At 41.4% G+C, this 20,509-nt stretch carries 14 protein-coding genes; 5 read left to right on the top strand and 9 right to left on the bottom strand.

What is annotated here, in order from left to right; all coding sequences use genetic code 11:
- Window positions 1-474, bottom strand: a 474-nt coding sequence (locus tag M23134_RS31895) for a hypothetical protein (RefSeq protein ID WP_002703774.1), incomplete at its 3' end; no start/stop codon positions are given.
- Window positions 475-711: 237 nt separating this feature from the next.
- Window positions 712-3,192 carry a penicillin acylase family protein gene (locus M23134_RS31890; RefSeq protein ID WP_002703772.1) on the bottom strand — a complete coding sequence of 827 codons (2,481 nt, stop codon included), beginning with the start codon at window positions 3,190-3,192 and terminating at the stop codon, window positions 712-714.
- A 350-nt stretch (window positions 3,193-3,542) separates the two neighbouring features.
- Here M23134_RS31890 and M23134_RS31885 point away from each other — a divergent pair, with 350 nt between their 5' ends.
- Window positions 3,543-3,782 (top strand): CDGSH iron-sulfur domain-containing protein, encoded by a 240-nt coding sequence (locus tag M23134_RS31885; RefSeq protein WP_002703770.1) that lies wholly within the window; start codon window positions 3,543-3,545, stop codon window positions 3,780-3,782.
- A 76-nt stretch (window positions 3,783-3,858) separates the two neighbouring features.
- Here the strand turns inward: M23134_RS31885 and M23134_RS31880 are convergent, their stop codons facing one another.
- The 3 genes from M23134_RS31880 to M23134_RS39245 all read right to left on the bottom strand — a co-directional run bounded on the left by M23134_RS31880 (window position 3,859) and on the right by M23134_RS39245 (window position 6,728).
- Window positions 3,859-4,287 carry a hypothetical protein gene (locus tag M23134_RS31880; protein WP_045114755.1) on the bottom strand — a complete coding sequence of 143 codons (429 nt, stop codon included), beginning with the start codon at window positions 4,285-4,287 and terminating at the stop codon, window positions 3,859-3,861.
- Between the two features lie 121 nt (window positions 4,288-4,408).
- Window positions 4,409-4,882 (bottom strand): ankyrin repeat domain-containing protein, encoded by a 474-nt coding sequence (locus tag M23134_RS31875; protein WP_002703768.1) that lies wholly within the window; start codon window positions 4,880-4,882, stop codon window positions 4,409-4,411.
- A 967-nt stretch (window positions 4,883-5,849) separates the two neighbouring features.
- Window positions 5,850-6,728, bottom strand: coding sequence for a class I SAM-dependent methyltransferase (locus M23134_RS39245; protein ID WP_053337431.1), 879 nt, complete (start codon window positions 6,726-6,728; stop codon window positions 5,850-5,852).
- 389 nt (window positions 6,729-7,117) lie between these two features.
- On the opposite strand from M23134_RS39245, the gene M23134_RS31865 reads away from it, so the two are divergent.
- Window positions 7,118-7,444, top strand: a complete 327-nt coding sequence (locus tag M23134_RS31865) for a DUF721 domain-containing protein (protein ID WP_002703765.1) — start codon at window positions 7,118-7,120, stop codon at window positions 7,442-7,444.
- Window positions 7,445-7,561: 117 nt separating this feature from the next.
- Window positions 7,562-7,816, top strand: coding sequence for a 4a-hydroxytetrahydrobiopterin dehydratase (locus M23134_RS31860; protein WP_262492928.1), 255 nt, complete (start codon window positions 7,562-7,564; stop codon window positions 7,814-7,816).
- A gap of 87 nt (window positions 7,817-7,903) precedes the next feature.
- Here M23134_RS31860 and M23134_RS31855 read toward each other — a convergent pair whose 3' ends face one another.
- Window positions 7,904-9,895, bottom strand: coding sequence for a DNA gyrase/topoisomerase IV subunit A (locus tag M23134_RS31855; RefSeq protein WP_002703762.1), 1,992 nt, complete (start codon window positions 9,893-9,895; stop codon window positions 7,904-7,906).
- A 338-nt stretch (window positions 9,896-10,233) separates the two neighbouring features.
- Entirely contained in the window at window positions 10,234-12,921 is a 2,688-nt protein-coding gene (locus tag M23134_RS31850) for a triple tyrosine motif-containing protein (RefSeq protein WP_045114754.1), read from the bottom strand.
- Between the two features lie 1,355 nt (window positions 12,922-14,276).
- Here M23134_RS31850 and M23134_RS31845 point away from each other — a divergent pair.
- Window positions 14,277-14,951 (top strand): nitroreductase family protein, encoded by a 675-nt coding sequence (locus M23134_RS31845; RefSeq protein ID WP_002703758.1) that lies wholly within the window; start codon window positions 14,277-14,279, stop codon window positions 14,949-14,951.
- 447 nt (window positions 14,952-15,398) lie between these two features.
- Window positions 15,399-19,052 (top strand): lamin tail domain-containing protein, encoded by a 3,654-nt coding sequence (locus M23134_RS31840; protein ID WP_198145123.1) that lies wholly within the window; start codon window positions 15,399-15,401, stop codon window positions 19,050-19,052.
- Window positions 19,053-19,158: 106 nt separating this feature from the next.
- On the opposite strand, the gene M23134_RS31835 is transcribed toward M23134_RS31840, so the two are convergent.
- Both M23134_RS31835 and M23134_RS31830 read right to left on the bottom strand, forming a co-directional pair.
- Window positions 19,159-19,665, bottom strand: a complete 507-nt coding sequence (locus M23134_RS31835) for an ImmA/IrrE family metallo-endopeptidase (RefSeq protein WP_002703754.1) — start codon at window positions 19,663-19,665, stop codon at window positions 19,159-19,161.
- 130 nt (window positions 19,666-19,795) lie between these two features.
- Window positions 19,796-20,509, bottom strand: coding sequence for a LytR/AlgR family response regulator transcription factor (locus tag M23134_RS31830; protein ID WP_045114752.1), 714 nt, complete (start codon window positions 20,507-20,509; stop codon window positions 19,796-19,798).

Below are 20,509 nucleotides of genomic sequence, written 5' to 3'. Positions count from 1 at the left end.
GCTGCGATAGCTTTTTATTTTTACTACAGAAGGAGCATCTTTTTCTATTTTCTTTGTTACCACAGGTAAAGAAACAGGAGGAGTAGTTTTTTGGCTGGTATCGGTGGTTTTGGTAGTATCTTTCTTTATTATGACCAGTTTTTTTCCGGTAATATCTACCAACCCTTTGTTGGTAATTTGCAGGGTCAATTCTTTGCCCGAATACTTAAATGTGTAGGGAGGTTTATCGTCTTGTTTTACCTGAAAAGGTAACTCAAAGACAAGTTCGTTGGCGTATAAAAACTGAAAATACCCCTTAAAATCGGTAAACGTAATGTGATTTCCATTAAAGTCTCTAATGTCTATATTCTGAAGTGCCTTGCCTTTTTTATCTACAATAAAACCTTTTACTGCGACCTGTTTCTGGGCGTGTAACTCAAAACAACTGCAGGATATGAGTATGCTGATGTAAAAAAAAACAAGATACTTTTTCATCTCTTCAAATTTTTTGCTTTGTGAATGCAGGTCTTATATACCACTGTACCAAGGTACAAGCAAACTATATGTTTCTTCAACGCTATTCTTTCGCTTAATATTACTTCAAGACCAAACACCTTATGCCTTCATCTTGCAATTCACTTTTTGGGTCAATCAAATACCCAATTGTTTGCCAGATAAGCCTACCTAAAGATAACTTTATTTTATAGAACTCTCAAGTACTATCGCTCAAAACTATTTATTTAGGGTCATTCTTACTTTCAGTCGTTTGCCACTTTCTTTGTAGCTTTGCATATATATTAAGCGCTTCAGTTTGCCTTTTTGCCAATCTTTGATAAAATTATCATAATAAAAACTTCCGGGGTTACCAGATTGCCCTCCAGGATAAATACCATAAGCTTTAGGTCTTTTGCCTAGAGCTACTACCATGCGCCATGAAGGACCAGTTCTTTCGGTGGTAGCGTTTACAATGCGGGCACCTCCATTGGTGGGCAGGTTCAATACACTAAAAGGTTTCAAACGAGCAAGGTGCAAAAGTGTCGTTGTTTTTTCTTTAGCCCAAGTCCAGTCCGTTACTTTGTTTCCATAGTATTTTTTCAAAGAGTCAACGGCTTGCTTAAAGCTACTGTTTACCAAATCGCCCAGCGTTTCTTTTATCTGAGTAGTTCTTACATTGTCAAACCACCGGGAAGGAATAGAGTCATTGAGCAAAATTAAATCTCCAGTCTTGTCTGCCTTTGGGTAAATCATCATGCTATCAGCAGGAAAATTGTCTTCCCAAATAGCCTGGTACAAATACCTCCACCAATACCTAAACACCGTAGGACCTACCGCCTTGCTTACCTGCTGATAATCCCAAGCCTTGATTTTATCAAAAACATCTTTATACAAGCCTTTTTGTTGGGCTACATCTATATGCTTGAGCATTTCAGGTAATAAGTCTCTTGCTCTCAGGTTCAAATTGTCGTTTTGCAAGGCAATCAGACTATCGGGGGTAGCTTTTTTCATTTGTGCCAATTGCTCATTAATTCGCATGCCTCGCTCATAAGTGGCATAGCTCCAATGCAGGTAATAAGGGTAAAGCGTATCTACCGGAAACTGATTGGCAGAGCTTACAAAACCTCTTTCAGGGTTCTTGATGGTAGGGTTGTACTTATTAGGAATCCAGCCTTGCCATTCGTGGTCGGGGTTTGACCCATCTAAAATAAACTTGCCTTGTTCTTTCCATCTAATCGGAAACTTTCCCTTGGGAGTAATGGCAATATTTTTTTGGTTGTTGGCAAATACAAAGTTTTGGGCAGGGCAAGCATAACCAGCCAATGCTTTGGTGTAATCGCGGTAACTTTTTGCCCGGTTGAGCTGATAAAAAGCCAGCAACTCGTTGGAAGGGTCGTGAGCAAGCCAACGCATGGCCAAGCCAGGGTGGGTAAGCCCTCTGGTACCATAAAAATGTTTTTCACCTGGCTTAAGCACTACTGGTCCATAATGTGTAAAATAGATAGAATCGTAAACTGTTGATTTGTTTTTCACCTTAATTGTATCTATCCTCAGGGTAGTAGTCTTCCATTTATCGTCGTAATAATATTCACGTAAAGTGCTATCCTTAAAATTGATCTGATAAAAATCAATCACATCAGCCGCAGTATTGGTTACTCCCCAGCTTGCCTGCTCGTTAAACCCAATCGCAACACAAGGTGTACCTGGCAAGCTCACCCCATACACATTTACATTGGGGTTTACCAATTGTACCTCAAACCAAATAGAAGGCAAATTGAGTTTTAGGTGAGGGTCGTTGGCAAGTATAGGATAACCAGTGGCCGATCTATCACCACTAATGGCCCAATTGTTACTACCAACTCCTGCCGCTTGTTTTTCAGTCAATCGTTTCTCCATCAATTGTTTATGCAAATCTTCGGGTACATATTTGGTGGGTTGTTTGGGTATTTTCAATTCTTTGAAGTTCCATTTGGTACCTGCCGGAATGATGGGATCATGACGAAGTGGGTAATTGGGAAACAACTCATCTATCACTGCTTTGCCATGTTTTTGCAATGCATTGGTCATTTCCAGTTCATGGCTACGCATGGTCAGTGTTTTAGCCATATATTTTAGCAGCAAAGCAGTTTTAAGTGGGCTCCAGGGTTGGGGTGTATAGCTCAGCAACTTATACTCAAGGGGGAGGTCTTTGGGTTCTAACTGTTGAATGTAGGCATTTACTCCTTTGCTGTAGGCAGTTACTACCACGCGAGAAGTTTCGTTTTCCATCATTTCTTTGACCGCTACTTCGGCGGCATACAACATCCCAATACGACGTTGGTACCGATCGTAGTTGATGTATTTTGCTCCCAGTATTTCAGACAATTTGCCTGCAGCAGCATAAGTTTGAAACTCCATCTGCCATAAACGAAACCGTGCTGTAATGTAGCCTTGCGCCATGTATAAGTCGTGGTTGTTTTGGGCAAAAATATGCGGTACCATCCGATCATCTATCACAACCTCTACCTTGTCGTGCAAACCAGGTATTTGCAAGTCAACTTTCTCGCTTACTTTTTTAGACTCGGCATTTTGCCAAAAACCTTCAAAAGGATTGAAAAATTTCCCCAAGGCAGGCATTTGATTCACTTTTTGCCAAGGAGTATTCTCAAATTTACTATTGAGCACATAAGTAAGTGCCAACGTAAAAGAAAAAAGAATTACAAAGCGAAATATCTTCATTCGTATAGTTTTCAAAAAAGTTGAAAAGTCCTGCTGCAGCAAATCATTCGCTGCACAGGTCATTTGATTTTGCACAGCAAATGCCCAGATAAACCAGGGTAGATGAAGAATAAAAGTGGACTTTTCGTTTCAAATTGGTGTCAAACATCAAAATAACATCTTTATACTATGGTTTGCAAAAATGCACCTGAAAAACAACCCATTAGCAGTATAAAATGGTGGCATTTACCGGTATTGTCTTATTTAGATTTTTTCTAATTCTAAATATCTTTATTCAGTAACTATTTAGCTGGCTTAGGGGTTATCGCTGTAACCAATGTTCAATTAAATTTAAAACAATATCTATTATTATGGCTAATCCAAAAATTGCTCAAAAAACCCCTTATGCTGTAGATGTAGTGGCTGGCAAGAATTACTTCTGGTGTAGTTGTGGAGAGAGCGCCAATCAACCCTTTTGTGACGGAAAACACAAAGGTTCTGAGTTTACCCCACACAAACAATCATTTGACGAAGACAAAACGGTCTATTTTTGTGGTTGCAAACACACCAATGGGCAGCCTTTGTGTGACGGATCTCACTCCAAACTATAAGTAACCCTATTTATTTCTGAGTCTGCTCCAGGAGCTTGTTTTTTTCGTTTCGCCTAAACGCAGACTCAAACTTTTTTTAGCGGTCTTTTACCCGGTACATCAACTTAATTGCCGACCATACCTCGTTTACAGCTGCCACCTTTACGTCTACCAACCCACACTCAAGCCCGTATGTACGCACCAAGTGGCTATCGAGATCAGTCACTACCTTAGAGGCTTTCTTAGGCCACGATACCCATACCATGCCATTCTTTTTTATTTTGGTTTTCACCAAAGGCAGTATTTCTTCGAGTGTTTTTTTTTCTGTGACGAACGCATGCACGAAATCCAGCGATTCAGCCAGTATATCTTCAAATGGTTCTTCGGGCAAAAGGTGGAGGTCTTCGGGCAGGCTGTCAAACCAATGAAAATAATCTTGTGGCAACTGATAGCCATACATTCGAAACCCAGACTTAATGCCGAGCTTTTTTACCAATGGAGTTCCCGAATATCCTTGATTTGTCATAGTCATCATGTAGTCTCATGAAAGATACAAAGGATTTGGCACATTTACAGGCATTCTATTACAAAAAAACCGCTTTATAAATAAAGCGGCTTCTCTTACTTGTCGACAAATCATTCGCTATTCAGACCTGTAGTAGTTCTTCTCCCCACTTTAGCCCTTTGGCTTTGGCATGGTCAAGGGCAGTTTTGCCTTGGGTATCTTTGATAGAAGCATCTGCTCCTTGTTCCAGCAGTAACTGGGCAATGGCTTGCTTATCAAACATACACGCATATATCAAAGCAGTTGCTCCTTGTACATTGCGCACGTTTACATCAGCTCCCAAGGCAATAAGCTGGCTCACCAGTTGCTCATAGCCTTTAAAACAAGCCCCCATCAATGCGGTATTGCCAGAGGCATCTACATCCGAAATGTCAGCGCCTTGCTCAATCAAATAAGCTACTACAGGCAATTGATCATAATAAGCCGCCAAAATCAAAGGAGTAAAACCTTGAGCGTTTTTTTGATTGACAGCATTGGGGTACTTACTCAGGTGTTGCTTAACTGTGCTCAGGTTACCACTGCGTACTGCTTCTATAAATAAGTGATTGTTGTCCATCGTGATATTTGGTGTATATTTAATGATGACTCAGTAATTGCAATAGTCCATAGCACCGACAGGAGCAAGCTTTAAGCAACAAGCTTCAAGTTGCCTCCTGTTCCAGAGACAGCTAACAAAATCATAGTATACTTATTTTCAGTGGTTTATGAATTTGTTAGTTAAAAGCCCCGACAGGGGGCAAGCTAGACCCTGTTCCACAAGTAACTACACTTTTATATCACGTTGATTTTCAGTGACTTATGAAAAGCGTAGTTAAAAGCCCCGACAGGGGGCAAGCTTCAAGCGACAAGTCGCAAGCTAGACCCTGTTCCACAGGTAACTACACTTTTGTATCACGTTGATTTTCAGCAGCTTACAAAAAGCGTAGTTAAAAGCCCCGACAGGGGGCAAGCTTCAAGCGACAAGTCGCAAGCTAGACCCTGTTCCACAGGTAACTACACTTTTGTATCACATTGATTTTCAATAACTTACAAAAAGCGTAGTTAAAAGCCCCGACAGGGGGCAAGCTAGACCCTGTTCCACAAGTAACTACACTTTTATATCACGTTGATTTTCAGTGATTTATGAAAAGCGTAGTTAAAAGTATTTAGTCGATAGTCCATAGCTGATTCGAGTAAATGTTCACCTTATTAAATGCTGTAAACCGAACTTGTGAGCTCAATGAAGTCAATCAGTGTTTTATATTAAGATTGCGTACTCACTTTATTTTCAAAAGTGTTTCGGTTTTATGCCTAAACACCCAGTTAAATAGTTTTTAAATTCATAAATAACTGATAACCGAGCCTCTGGCGAACTCAACAAAGTTAATCAGCAACCAACTTTGACTAAAATCACTGCGGAGTATTGTAATTGAGTAAAACTATAAAAATAACCTTGCCTATTCAGATTTGTTTACCAATGTTGGACTTAGGCAGACAAAATTCAAATAAAAAAAGCAAGTCTGTTAAAAACCTGCCCTCCATAACTATTTCTTTTGGCACAAATAGTATCTTCGCCCTTTGTTGTAGGCGCCTCTTTTCAAGTCATCTTGCCCGTCGTATACTTTAATTACAGTAAAACCTACTTTTTCAAGCGCATCTATAATCTTAAGGTGCGAGTAACAGTATTGGGTTACCCTCCACGACACGCGCCCCCATACCTGCGCCGCTTTTTCTTCTGGAGTTTTAGCAGGTTGTTTTGCCAAAAACATCACAAAATCTATAGCCCCCAAACGCTCTTGAGGATTGTAATTAAAGTTATACAAACAAGAAAAATTGTCGCGCTCTACCCAATTGCGTTGCTTAGAGAATGAATTTTTGTAGTGCTCCTCCAGGCTCATATCAAACACAAAGTAACCTCCTTTTTTGAGCGATGCATACACCTTGCTATACGCCATTACCAACTCTTTCCATTGCAAGATATGGTTCAACCCGTTATTCATACAGATGACAGCGTCAAACTCATCTTTTATATCAAAAAGACGGGCATCGTCTAACATAAAAGGTACTCCGGGAGCGTTTACTCTGGCAAAATTGAGCATGCCTTCTGAAGCATCTAACCCTGTCATTTTGTAACCTCGTTTTTTCAAGGCGTTGGTCACACGTCCACTGCCACACATTAAGTCAAGTATTTTGGCATTGGAATTAATCCGTGGAAAAAGCACCGTATGAAGGCTTTGTATTGCAGTAGTAGCAAATGGCTGTGCCCAATATTCGTTATAAAACCACGAAATGGGTGTATACCTCTGGTAAAGTTCTATTTTGTCTTTATCCTTCTCTTTTTTGTCTTGTGCCTGCACGTTTGTCACAGTAAAAAAAACACCGCTCAACACCAGCAATAATGAGAAAATATATTTCCTATCCATTAGCATCCTATTTGTTTAAGTTTTGGGGTTTGTAAGTAAATATTGAATAACTACCTCAGGGTGCTGCCTAATCAAATACCTTACAAGCGAGGGGTAAATTTACAAAGGTTTTTGAATAGTCGTCAGAAAGTGTTTAGTTTTTTGGCTTGTGCCATACTTCTTAATCCCTTAGCTTTGCGCACTTTTTGGCGCTTGTTCAAAACCTCCTGTAAACGAACGCTTTAAACAAGCGCTGATTCATCTCTAAAAGAGGTGATTTTTAGCGTTGAAATACTGCTCATTTAATTAGCAATATGAGCGTTGTTTTTGTATTTTTGTTATCTATTTTAGCAAAAAGGTCAAATTATTGAGTGTAACCCTATTTCCTCGAAAATTTTTAATTTAAATATATGTCAGATTACTTATTTCGCAATCATAAAAACCAACCCCGAAAAGCCTCTACCACTACCATGAAAGATGCAGTATATGAGCTGTTAAATAATTATAAGATCAAAAACAAGTATGATGAAGCCCACATTATACAAGTATGGGGCGACCTAATGGGCGAAGAGGTAGCCTGCCGAACTGAGTGGGTTTATATAAAAAACCATACAATTTTTATCAAGATTTCTTCTCCACCGCTTCGTACCGAGCTATTGATGCGCAAAACCAATATTTTAGACCGTATTAACCACAACCTAGGCGAAGAAAAACTCCAGGAAATTGTTTTTAGGTAAGCCTTCTTGCCACAAGGCTATTTTAACTTGGTACACTGTACAATTTCCCCCTACAAAATAACCAATAGAGTAAAGCTTTATTTTTAATGATTCCTTACATTTGAACTTTCTCAAATTATTCACTCAATCACCCAAATTATTATGTGGAAGGAAGAAAACAATAAACTGAAAAGAACTTTTGAATTTAAAAACTTTGTAGAAGCTTTTGGCTTTATGTCGAGTGTTGCCTTGATTGCCGAAAAAATGGATCATCACCCTAACTGGTCTAATGTGTATAATAAAGTGGAAATTGAACTTACTACACACGACGCGGGTAATACTGTCACCGATAAAGATAAAAAACTGGCGGCTTTGATTGATGAGTTGGTGTAAAGCCGCACAAACAACATAAAAAAACGGGAGCAGGTCTTTAGACTTACTCCCGTTTTTTTTATGCTTTTAATTTTAGCAAGCTCCTCATTAATCAAACAAATCGGGGCTTTTGGGCTTTTCTACCCGCACCGTGTTACTTTTCGATTTGTTCACCTTTTGTACTGGATGTTTGGTAACAATATTGCCTTGAGCACTTTTGCCCTTTACATCAATCTCGGCAAAGTCGTAGGTAATGAGCTTGTTTTTGGCTTTCGATGCCCTGGTCAATCGCACCGACACCTCCTCGGTTTCGCCTTTGGGGTTTATGCTAAAGTACAACAACTTCGAGCGTGGGGTCCCCTTGGTCACATCATACTCTCGGTCTCTGATAACTGCTTTTACCTGAAAACGTTTTGCCATAGCCCTGCCCGACACCCCATCGCGGTAAATGGCATTGTATACCAGGTTTTTGTCCGACTTGTCGAACACTGCCACGTGGATAATATTTTTGCCAATAAACACCTTGGGAGCAATTTTTACTATTTTGTACTTGCCATCTTCACAAAAAGTAATCACTTCGTCGATGTCTGAACAGTCAACTACATACTCATCTTTTTTGAGTCCATAACCAATAAAACCGTCTTCACGGTTGACATATAGTTTTTGATTATTGATTACCACATCTTTGGCATTGATGTCTTCAAACTCTTGGATAATGGTACGACGCTCACGGTCTTTGCCATACTTTTTCTTCAGCTCTCTGAAATAACGAATGGCATACTTGGTCAGGCTTTTCAAGTTACGCTCTACTTCTGCCAACTCATCGCCCAGGCGCTTCATCAACTCGTCTGCTTTGAAAGAGTCAAATTTAGAAATACGTTTAATTTTTATTTCGGTTAACCTGATCAGGTCTTCTTCTCCTATTTCGCGGTAAAAGTCTTGCTTGAAGGGGTTCAGCCCTTTATCTATGGTTTCGAGCACTGCCTCCCAGGTTTCGCACTCTTCAATATCGCGGTAAATACGATTTTCGATAAATATCTTTTCAAGCGAGCTATACAACATTTTCTCTTGTAGCTCGCTTTTTCTAATGAGCAGCTCCTGCTCTAACAGGTCTTTGGTTTTTTGAGTGTTGATCTTGAGCAACTCTTCTACCTTGATAAAACAAGGCTTGTCGTCGAGAATCACACAGGCATTGGGCGAAATACTCACCTCACAATTGGTAAAGGCATACAAGGCATCTATAGTTTGCTCAGGCTCTACCCCGGTTGACAAGTGCACTTGTATTTCTACATCTTTGGCAGTGTTGTCAATAATTTTTTTCACCTTTATTTTATTGGCATCGTTGGCTTTCTTGATGGACTCTATCAAGTTTTCGGTAGTTACTCCATAAGGCACATTTTTAATAGCCAAAATCTTCCGGCTTACTTGCTCTATGTCTACCCTTACCCTTAGTCTGCCCCCTTTTACCCCATGCCTATAGTTGGTGACGTCCATCGTACCCCCCGTAGCAAAATCAGGATAAATTGTGACCTCATTGCCCCGCAACAATTCTATCGAGGCATCAATCAACTCATTGAAGTTATGCGGCATTACTTTGGTGGCAAGCCCTACTGCAATGCCTTCGGTACCTTGCGCCAACAGCAAAGGAAACTTTACCGGAAGGTTTACAGGTTCTTTTTTTCTACCGTCATAAGAGAGTTGCCATTCGGTGGTTTGGGGGTTAAAGATTACGTCCAGGGCAAACTTAGACAAACGCCCTTCTATATAACGAGGTGCGGCTGCACTATCTCCCGTGTTGATGTCTCCCCAGTTTCCTTGTGTATCTACCAGCAAGTCTTTTTGCCCCATATTTACCAATGCATCCCCAATAGACGCGTCTCCGTGGGGGTGGTACTGCATTGCCTGCCCTATTACATTGGCTACTTTGTTATAGCGCCCATCATCCATCTCTTTCATTGCGTGCAAAATCCGGCGTTGTACCGGTTTCAGTCCATCATATCCCGATGGTACAGCACGCTCAAGAATCACATACGAAGCATAATCCAAAAACCAGTCTTTGTAGACTTCCGAAATTGTAACTTTATTCTCCTGACTAGCCATTTGTTTGATTTTGTTTTTATAGTAACAAGGCAACCATTCCTCTACTCACCACATTGGGTGCCAGTGTATATCAGTCTTTGTATAGTATATATCTCACTGATAGTGTATGGGGTTAGCCCCAAGATTAGTAAAATGTTGTGCCTTGGTTTTAGACTTTAATACAATGCAACTTTGCCAAATAATTGCTATTATTTTTAACAATTGCTTATTTTAATAGCAAAATTTGCTTCAAAAATGGAATAAATTCTATGAAAATGCAAATTAGCGTCTGATGTTTTTTTTACTTTGCCTTGGCCAATTGTGCGACCATGCACCAGTTTGTTTATCCTCAAAAACGGCTAATTATACTTCCTGTGCTTACTTTTGCTCAGCCACATGGCAAGCTTTCGCTCGATAGGGTTGAGCGATATAGCCAATATAATATTCATAAACAACTTAAACACGGGCACTCCTCCCGAAAACTCGTCTACTGACGGCTCCAGTGACAATACAATGAACTCAAACACTGTGATAATGGTCACAAAAGTAAGTATGTAAGAGTAGCGTTCAAATTTTTGGAATCGACTGGAAGCTGCCGATGCAAACACCAGGCTCAACAACACCAATACCTCTATCAGGTAAAACCACCAGGTTTTCCAGAAGGGTGGAATAATTTTCACCTTCACTTCTTTAATGCGGCTTTCTTCGCCCAGCCCATTGCGTGCCCTTACCTCTATAGTATGCTTGCCTCTTGGCAACATATTAAAAGTTAACAAGGGCGAACTTTGCCATTTACTCCAGCCTTTTTTACCGCCTTTCATTCTATATTGATACTCTACCGAGGTTTCGTTGAGATAATAAGGCACTTTTAAACGTATGTTTACTCCATAGGCTTTGGTTCCCTGGTGTACCCGTATTTTGTCAAAGGGCAAATCCTTGTTCTGATGGTCAAACACCCGGTTTACCAACACATTGAGCCGCTTGCCTCTAAGGGTATACGAGAGCCCTAGTTTATGCAAACCGTTGTCGTGAATCACCCAAAGAAAACCTTGCTTGTCTTGGTAAATGTCTGATATTTTGGTGAATAATGACAAATATTGAGTGGTTTTTAAACTTTGCATGTCTACCCAACGCCCCCTAAAGTTAGTCCAGATGTGCTTGTCTTGGTGCTGAATGGTTTGATAAGGTAAATTGAGCATTTTGAGCAGCCGATCACGTTCAAACTGTTTTTTGGTTACATTAAAACGATATACTCCATCAGACAAAAACAACACAGGTTTGTTTTGCAAGTTTGCCACCTGTACATTTTCAAGGTAATATTGAGGCAGCTCAAACACTTGATGACGCTGGTAGTGGTTGTCTGCACTTAGTTGTACTTTGGCAGCTTTGTTTTCGCTGCCCAACCACAAGTTATTCTTAATTTTGGCTACCGAATATACAGGTAACTTTAGTTGGGAAAAACGATCGTGTACCACCCAGGCGCTGGCCTTGTTTTGCAAGCTTATCAGCCCCTTACTGGTGGCCACCAACAGTAGCTCGTCTTGATACAAAAGATGGTGTACATACACCTTGGGCAACACTAACTTTACCCGTTTGTTTTGGTAGCTATACAAACCATTATTACTGGCAATAAGCAATTGGTTGGGCAGGGCAAGCAGTTGGGTGACTTTGCCATCAAACCCGGCAACTTTTTGATAAAAATAAGGGAAAGACCGCAAGTTGTAAAGGCGCTTTTGCAACAGCTCTTTGGTTACCTGCGAGGTGGCTGTTTTTACCTGTCGCTGGGGCACCTTTCGGTAAATCACTCTTTTCTTTTTCTTTCTGCCAAACGCCTTATTGATTAAGTTGCCCACTACTGTACCTCCGCCTACCTCGGTCACTATTTTGGTCACTACCGGTTTTTTTTTCTCTACTTTCTCGTGGGTAATATGTTTGATAAGCTCCGCATAAGTTTCGGTTTTGTGCAAGTAAAAGACCCCCTCGTTGGTAGCTACGTATACTTTGTCTTGCCAATGAGTTACGGCAGTCATACTACCCAGCAAACCGGGGTAATGCCCAAAACCCTTGACTGGCACATTAAGCGCTGCTCTCGAAATACCCAGCGAATGGGCTATCCACAGTCCCAGTTGCTGATCTACTCCTATGGCTAGTATTTCGTCGTCAGGCAGCCCTGTCTGGTCGTTAATCACAAACAAAGTTTTGCCTGTATTGGCTTCTACTACCAGCACGCCCGCATCAAGGGTACCCAGTGCCAGGTATTTTTCCCCAATGGCGTTGCCTGTGGTGAGGGTGTGTTCGTGAAGGTATTTTTGGTCTTGCAAGACCAGCTTTTGCCACAGCGTACCGTCATAACGATACACGAAGTTGTCGCTTGCCGTAAAAAAAGGCAGGTATTTAGAGGCAAAAGCAGACGTAATTTGTATGTCTTTAAACTTGGCACCTTTAGATCCTTTCAAGGTAGGGGTCAGTTTTTTGCCCCCAAGCTGATGGAGTCCTTCGCCTGCAATGTTTACAAAAACTTTGTTTTGAAACGTGACCAATCCCTGGTAAGGCTTTTGGGGCTGGCTTTGCCAAAACCGAGTAACCTTTAACTTCTTCTTGTCTACTTCTACCAGTAATTTTTTGCTCAAAAAGTATATATGTTGGTTGGTTTTGCCTATCGAATAAAAATTGCCTGGACGCTTGGGCAGTTTCTTGTGGGTAGTAGTGAGCGAGGCATATACAAGCTGTCCGGTAGGGTTGCGCTTTAGGTAGCCAAAGCTCATCCGCCCAGCGGTAAATACAGTAGCCGAATCGGTCAGTAAATCATATACGGTGGCTTTCACATCTATGCGTTGCCATTGGTGCCCGTTATAGTGTACTACTCCTTGAGCATTGGCTATGAGCATATCGCCTTGCAAGGTTTGCACAATGGCTTTGTTTTGGGTAGTAAGGTTAGCTATAGGGTTGCCATAATGCTCAACAAATACGGCTCCTTTTTGGGCGTGTGCCTGTGGCAATAAGACTATAAGTAATGCTACTACTATCCATAAAGTCTTTAGTTTCATATTTTTTTGTTGATTGTGTCAGCAAATCTGGTACTCTTAGAAACCTCAACAGGGGCAAGTCCTTAGGTGCCGATGTGTATCGGTGCTTTAAGCGACAAGTCGCAAGTCCTGTTTAACTACGTTGAACTCATCATAGTAAGCTATAGATTCGATTCACAAGTAACTACATTTTTTCTATCACGTTGACTTTTAGCAATTTATACAAACCGTAGTTAAAAGCAGCGTCAAGGGTTGGGCATACACATCAATTATTGATACATAAAATCACCATTGGGCTTTATATAGCGTAGGTTTTCAGGTATTGGTTTTGGTGCAATATTTACACCAGAACAAAAACCATCCGCATTGGCTACATTTCTTCGTTTTTTTCTATACATTGCCAGTAGCCAAACCCCTACAGCACCTGCATTTGGTCATATTTTCTGCCAATGGTTGCCTTTTATAAACTCAACCTTGCATTTGGTGCATCAAAATACAGGCTTTATAAATTTTTATAACCTTTTGGGGTAGCTTTTCCGTTCTTTATAATCAGTACCCAAAATAAGGAAAAGTTTTTAATTATATCAACACCTATTACCAACCTACAATTATCTACTGTACAGGAACTTATACCCTACACACAGGTAAAACATTCGGAGTTTGATAATTATTTGTTAATGTCATTGTTAACCTTTCTACTATTAAAAGTACTAATTTACACAACCTAATATTAGAGTCTATAAAACCTACTATTTAAAAACTCACAAATACCTAATAATGTAATCTTAACAATTACTAAACTATGTAAACAAAATTACAACCTAATGTGTGTTGGCAACTCCAACACAACAAACCCCACAAGCACTGTTTGTGGGGTTTGTTTTTTTGTGCCATTATGTATGATGAGTAACCATTTTCACTTTTGTTATGGTACTTCATCCAATAATCCGCAAGGATATTCAAGTACCTATGCGGCAATTTGACCTTCTTTATGTTTAGTAAAACTACAAAAAGAACCTAACTGTAGACCTGCATACCGCACCCTAGAAAAATAAACCTGGTACAACATGGGCAAGCTATTGCGGCAAAAATTGTATGAACATGGTAAGCTGACTTCAGATAAAAAATACTAAAGCAAACTCCCTTTCATTGGGGAGTTTTGGCTTGAGGTGAGGCTGTGTTTCTGCTAACACCAAACAAAGGATTTTCCCACCCAACTACTATCAGATACACAAGGCAAACAAAGTGGTTGAGCGTGTAATGGCTTTTATATATCGATTTCTTTTTCTGCTGTTTGTTGGGCATTTCGTTGCTTTTCCCATTGAGAAACCTTTTTCTTTTTTATTTTTGTGAAAAATCATCTTAAAAAATTAACAATGTCAGAACAAACAGAAAACTTTATTCCTTATGTGCGCGACACTTACAGCGAGGAAGAAATGAAAGTACGTAGTCAGTCGTTTTATGAATTTATGGACAAACGACGCACCGTTCGGGAGTTTTCAGACAAGCCTGTACCGCGTGAAGTAATCGATCACATTATTATGACCGCTTCTACGGCTCCTTCGGGTGCCCACAAACAACCCTGGACTTTTTGTGTGGTGTCGAACCCTGAAGTAAAAAAGAAAATACGGGAAGCCGCCGAAGCAGAGGAAGAGGTAAACTACAATGGGCGTATGTCGGACGAATGGCTCAAAGACCTGGAGCCTTTTGCTACCAACGAGCACAAACCTTTTTTAGAAATTGCTCCCTACCTGATTGTAGTGTTTAAGCGGGTGTTTGAAACCGAAGAAGAGCACAAGAAAAAAAACAACTACTATGTAAATGAGTCGGTAGGCCTGGCGGGTGGTTTTTTGCTGGCGGCCATTCATCATGCGGGATTGGTTGCCTTGACCCATACTCCCAGTCCGATGAACTTTTTATCTAACTTACTCGACCGCCCGGCAAACGAACGTGCTTTTTTGTTGATTCCGGTGGGCTACCCAGCAGACAATCCTACTGTGCCCGACCTTACCCGCAAGGGCAAGGAAGATGTCATTGTATATTATGATTGAAAACGAAATCATTTGAAGAATTGACAAGCCATATTTCTATCGAGAAATATGGCTTGTTGGTTTATATGCTTGCTAACAATATCAATACTCTGCAGTGATTTTAGTCAAAGTTGGTTGCTGGTCATCAGTTATTTATGAATTTAAAAACTATTTAATTGGGTGTTTAGGCATAAAACCGACACACTTTTGAAAATAAAGCGAGTACGCAATCTTAATATAAAATACTGGTTTACAGCATTTAATAAGGTGAACATTTACTCGAATCAGCTATCAACTATAAACCGTGGGCTGTTGCCCAAAGGCGCATCAAGGAATGAACAGGAGGATTTTATAACATCAATTACCGCTGTTTTTCACCAAATGTTAACCTGTGAGGTTTTGAGTTATAAAAAAATCCCGCCTATTTTGGGAGTTGTATTTAGTGTATATTACAAATTGCCCCAAATCATGAGACATCAACAACTCTTTACCCTCCTTTTTTTTGTTTTGCTTCCCTGGGCGGGCATTGCTCAGTTTACCGACGATTTTACAGATGGAAACTTCACTGCTGACCCCGTGTGGTCGGGCAATACCTCTATTTTTACTGTAGTAGGTGGTGAGCTCAGAAACAACGATGCAGGGGCGGGCACCAGTTATTTGTCTACTCCTTCTACAGCTACCAACGAGTGGGTTTTTCGGGTAAGAATGACCTATAACCCCAGTGGCTCTAACTACAGCAGGGTATACTTGATGAGCGACAACGCAGACCTAAGCGCTGCTGTACTTAAGGGCTATTATGTAGAATTTGGGCGTAGTGGTGACGACATAGACTTGGTGAAACAAAACGATGCTACCCGTACTGTAATCATTGCTGGATCGGGTGGGGTAATGAATGCTTCATCTAACAATATAGGGGTAAGGGTTACCAGATCGGCATCAGGCAACTGGACGTTGAAGGCTGACTTAACAGGAGACACCGACTTTTCAACCAATATAGGTTCTGTTACTGACAACGATTTTACTGCCTCTACTCACTTTGGGGTATATTGTGTATATACCAGTACTCGAAAAGATAAAATATTTTTTGATAATATTGCCGTATCGCAACCACCCCAAATAAACACCACAAGTGCTACTTCGGTTACCCAGCTAGACGTTACTTTTAACGAAGAGGTAGACCAAACCACTGCCGAAACAGCCAGCAACTATAGTGTAAACAACGGGGTAGGCAATGCAACTACGGCTATCCTGGATGGTACCAATAAGGCATTGGTACACCTTACTTTTAGCAACAGTTTTGCGACAAGCAATACCTTGACAGTAAATAATGTAGCTGACCTTTTTGGTAATGCCATTACTACTGCCCAAACCAGTAACTTTACCATAGACATTGCCCCACCTACTATAGCCAGTGTACAGGTGCTTTCGGCCACTACCGTAGAGGTTACTTTTAACGAAAATGTAGACCAAACTACCGCCGAAACCCTGACCAACTATAGCATAGACAATGGCATAGGCAACCCCGCTACAGCTACGCTGGACGGTACCAACAAAGCATTGGCACACCTCACTTTGGGCAGCCCTTTGATCGACTTAACCAATTATACCCTCACTATTGAAAATGTAAAAGACCTGGCAAACAATGCCATCACCAGCGCCAGTCAGGGTTTTCAATACCTGGCGCCCTATACCCCCAGCCAGAGAGACATCGTAATCAATGAGATTTTTGCCGACCCCAGCCCACAGGTAGGCTTGCCAGAGGTAGAGTTTGTAGAACTGTTTAATGCTACCAATCGGCCTATAGACATTAGCGGGTGGAAACTGGACGGGGTAAATACCAGTGGTTTTCCGACATTTGTACTTAAGTCAGGCGAGTTTGTAGTCTTGACCAGTCCGGGCAACGAGGGTTTGTTTTCGGGCAATGTATTGTCGTGGGGAGGGTCGGGCACACTTACCAACGGTGGCGAGGTGCTTACGTTGACCAATGCCAGCGACCAGGTGGTAGACCGGGTAAACTACAGCGATGAGTGGTACAACGACAACAACAAAAGCAACGGAGGCTATAGCCTGGAACAAATGAATCCTACTACCCGGTGTACAGGCACCAACAACTGGACGGCTTCGAGCAGTGCTTCGGGGGGTACTCCAGGGGCGCAAAACTCAGTTTTCGACACTACACCAGACCAAAAAGCACCTACGATTAACCTTACTTCTTTGAAAAATGATTCCACGCTGGCCATTCAATTTAGCGAGCCTATGGACAGTGTAAAACTAAAAACTGCGCTTCACTATAGTTTCGACAATGGCTTAACGGTCAAGTCTGTAACAGCAATAGCTCCAGCTTATACAGTAGTAGAGGTACAGTTTAGCGGAAGCTTGCAAACAGGGGTGGCTTATACTATTACTACTGCCAACCTGACCGATTGCATTGGCAATGCCCTGAGTGGAACAACGGCAAGGTTTGGCAAAGGTTCAACGCCTACTTACCACGAGCTTGTCATCACGGAACTCATGGCTGACCCCTCTCCTACCATTGGCTTGCCCGAAAGAGAGTTTGTTGAAATACTCAACCGATCGGGCAAGGTAATCGAACTTAAGGGGGTATTATTGACAGATGGCTCTGACACAGCCATTGTTGCCAATCAAACCCCTGTATTTCCAGGCGAATATTTGATATTGACTACCAGTTCGGCGGTAGATGATTTGAGTTTTTTTGGCAGGGTTTTGGGCATCAGCAATTTTCCTTCACTGGCCAACAGCGGCGAGTTGCTGGTTTTGCGCAATGCGGCTGGTCAGCTATTACACAGTGTGCATTACCGGGATAGTTGGTACCAGGACGACACGAAAGAAGATGGAGGCTATACCCTGGAAATGATAGATACAGGCAACCCTTGCGGTGAGCTCGACAACTGGAAGGCTGCCACAGCAACTGTTGGTGGAACCCCTGGCAAAGTTAACTCGGTAAAAGCTGCCAATCCCGACCAAAACGCTCCCCAAATACTGAAGGCAGAGGCTTTTATAAAAGATACCATCACGGTGACATTTAACGAAAAAATGGACAGCACGAGCCTTGCCAGTGCTACTTATGCCTTGAACAATGGGGCAAGTGTAGCAGGGGTAGAAATAATAAGCCCGGAGTTTAAACAAGTAAAACTCAAGGTAGCCACTGACCTACAGCTAAAAACGGTGTATACCCTGATAATAAACAATGCACTGGACTGCAGTGGCAATACTATAGCCAGTAAAAACAGTACTACTTTTGCCGTTACCGAACAAGGCGATGCGACCGACATTGTGCTCAATGAGGTATTGTTTAACCCACGAACCGGAGGAGTAGATTTTGTGGAGATTTATAATGTCTCTGATAAGTTTATCAACCTTAAGGATTGGAAACTTGCCAATGTTGACAGTGATGGTAATGTTGCCAACCAAAAGGCAATGACCACCGAAAACAATGTATTGCCCCCTCAACATTACCGCATATTGACTACCGACAAAGCCAATATTCAGAGCAATTACCCTAAAGCGCCTGATTCTACTTTTTTGGTGATGCCTACGCTACCCGGCTATAACGACGATGAGGGTTCGGTAATTTTGATCAACAATGAAGATAAACTCATGCAACGGTTTGATTATAAAGACGATTTTCACTTCTCTTTGATAGACGATAAAAATGGGGTTTCGCTCGAACGAATACGCTTTACTGCCTTGACCAATACACCCAATAGTTGGCACTCGGCGGCAAGTAGCGAAGGTTTTGCTACGCCTGGCTATCGAAATTCACAAACTCGTACAGATGGAGTGGGAGACCCTGTTTCGTTAGATTTTTCGGCCATTACCCCCAATGGCGATGGTGACCGCGATTTTACCACGATTAACTATAAGTTTGCCCAAAGTGGCATTACAATTAGCTTGACTGTGTTTGACAAGTACGGGCGCAAAATAAAAACGCTGGCGCAAAACGACTTGGCAGCTACTGAAGGGTTTTATACCTGGGATGGCACCAACGATGCCGGGCAAAAGGCGGGCATGGGGTATTATATTATTTATATAGAAACTTTTTCGCTTAATGGAGAGAAAAATCGATACAAAAAACCGATCGTGGTAGGCGCGAGGTTTTAGAACCTGAAGTCAAGATGACTTACTGGTTGGTCAAAACCTTTGCACATAGTTGAACCAAGAAAAACCTGCCCATGCTCCAGCAAATAAGCAAGGGCAGGTAAAACAACTATCGGTTTTTCAGATACAATAAATAGAGTTTTTTCTCCAGACGAAAGGCTTCTTTCTCCCAGGCTCTTGTGTGGTAAGCCTTTTTGGCAATTGCTCGATACGAGTGATTTTTCCATCGATACCCGGTTTTTCCTGCCAACTGCAATTCACCACGCCTAAACTGTTTTACGTGAATCATTTCGTGGGCAATGGTCAAACCTTGTTCTTTTGGCGAAAGCCTTGCATTAATTCTGATAATAGCTTGTTTTACCCCCCATTTTTTATGTTCAACATATTGAGTATACCCCTTGAGCGGTCGGGGCAAGCTGTTAGAGTACTCTACCAACAAGTGTAAACTGTCTAACTGCCAATAGTCTAAATAATAGTCTACCATCGCCTTTATTTTCTGGGGCTGGCTGGTTCCTCTGATGGTTACTTGGTTGGTGTGATGAGTAGTAGAAGTGGTAAATGGTATTTGCCCCCAGGCAAGCCCTCCGAGCAAGCCAATAATTTTTAAAATAATCATGGTTATATGGTTTCATAAGGTATATGTTAGGGTACACGCATATAAAACCAGTGATTTTCAAAGAGAGGACAAAGGGAGAGTAACGGCAGCTGTTGGGTAGTTTTTAGCCGTTGTTTGTTACTTATAGATTTCACGAAAAAAAGTCATTCAGTTTTTGAAACACCTCTTCTTTGTAGGTGCGTCCAATATGCATTTCGGTGTTTGCCAACACTATACTAGTGGTGTTAAACGCCTTGATGTGGTGCAGGTTAACAATAAATGAACGATGTACCCGTAGAAAATAAGTTGGCGGCAAAGCAGCTTCTACCTGAGTAAGGCTTTGGTAAGATACCAGGTTTTGTCCAGGGGTATGTACAATTACATAATCTTTCACGCTTTCGATATAATGGATATCTTCCAACCTGACTACGTGCTGTTTTTTGTCTGACTTAATCAACAAAGTGTCATCAGTAACATTAGGAGAGGTTACTGCTACTCCGGGGGAGTCACTTAAGGCAAGGTTGAGTTTTTGAATTGCCAAAAAAAAACGCTCAAACGAAATGGGCTTCACCAAATAATCTACTGCGTTTACCTCATAGCTCTCTACGGCAAAATCGCGGTAAGCAGTGGTAAAAATAATTTTTGGGGGGCGTTGCAAACTTTTGGCAAAAGCCATTCCCGTAAGACGAGGCATTTGTATGTCTAAAAATATCACCTCTATAGGCTGAGTAGCTACATAGGTAAGGGCTTTGGTAGCCGAACGACAAGACGCTACCAGCTCCAGCGAGTCTATGTCTTGGATATATTTCTCTAATACTCTGATAGCCAGTGGTTCATCGTCTACAATCAGGCATTTTGTTTTCAT

This window comes from Microscilla marina ATCC 23134, from assembly GCF_000169175.1.
Classification (GTDB): Bacteria; Bacteroidota; Bacteroidia; order Cytophagales; family Microscillaceae; genus Microscilla; species Microscilla marina.
Note: the sequence above shows the minus strand (reverse complement) of the source record. Positions and strands in the feature narration are given on the sequence as shown.

Excerpts from the sequence above, each read along its gene's own strand:
- M23134_RS31855 (WP_002703762.1), bottom strand. The coding sequence starts at position 9,895 with ATGGCTAGTCAGGAGAATAAAGTTACAATTTCGGAAGTCTACAAAGAC.
- M23134_RS31840 (WP_198145123.1), top strand. The coding sequence starts at position 15,399 with ATGAGACATCAACAACTCTTTACCCTCCTTTTTTTTGTTTTGCTTCCC.
- M23134_RS31890 (WP_002703772.1), bottom strand. The coding sequence starts at position 3,192 with ATGAAGATATTTCGCTTTGTAATTCTTTTTTCTTTTACGTTGGCACTT.
- M23134_RS31845 (WP_002703758.1), top strand. The coding sequence starts at position 14,277 with ATGTCAGAACAAACAGAAAACTTTATTCCTTATGTGCGCGACACTTAC.
- M23134_RS31835 (WP_002703754.1), bottom strand. The coding sequence starts at position 19,665 with ATGATTATTTTAAAAATTATTGGCTTGCTCGGAGGGCTTGCCTGGGGG.
- M23134_RS31850 (WP_045114754.1), bottom strand. The coding sequence starts at position 12,921 with ATGAAACTAAAGACTTTATGGATAGTAGTAGCATTACTTATAGTCTTA.
- M23134_RS31830 (WP_045114752.1), bottom strand. The coding sequence starts at position 20,509 with ATGAAAACAAAATGCCTGATTGTAGACGATGAACCACTGGCTATCAGA.
- M23134_RS31880 (WP_045114755.1), bottom strand. The coding sequence starts at position 4,287 with ATGACAAATCAAGGATATTCGGGAACTCCATTGGTAAAAAAGCTCGGC.
- M23134_RS31865 (WP_002703765.1), top strand. The coding sequence starts at position 7,118 with ATGTCAGATTACTTATTTCGCAATCATAAAAACCAACCCCGAAAAGCC.
- M23134_RS31875 (WP_002703768.1), bottom strand. The coding sequence starts at position 4,882 with ATGGACAACAATCACTTATTTATAGAAGCAGTACGCAGTGGTAACCTG.
- M23134_RS31885 (WP_002703770.1), top strand. The coding sequence starts at position 3,543 with ATGGCTAATCCAAAAATTGCTCAAAAAACCCCTTATGCTGTAGATGTA.
- M23134_RS39245 (WP_053337431.1), bottom strand. The coding sequence starts at position 6,728 with ATGGATAGGAAATATATTTTCTCATTATTGCTGGTGTTGAGCGGTGTT.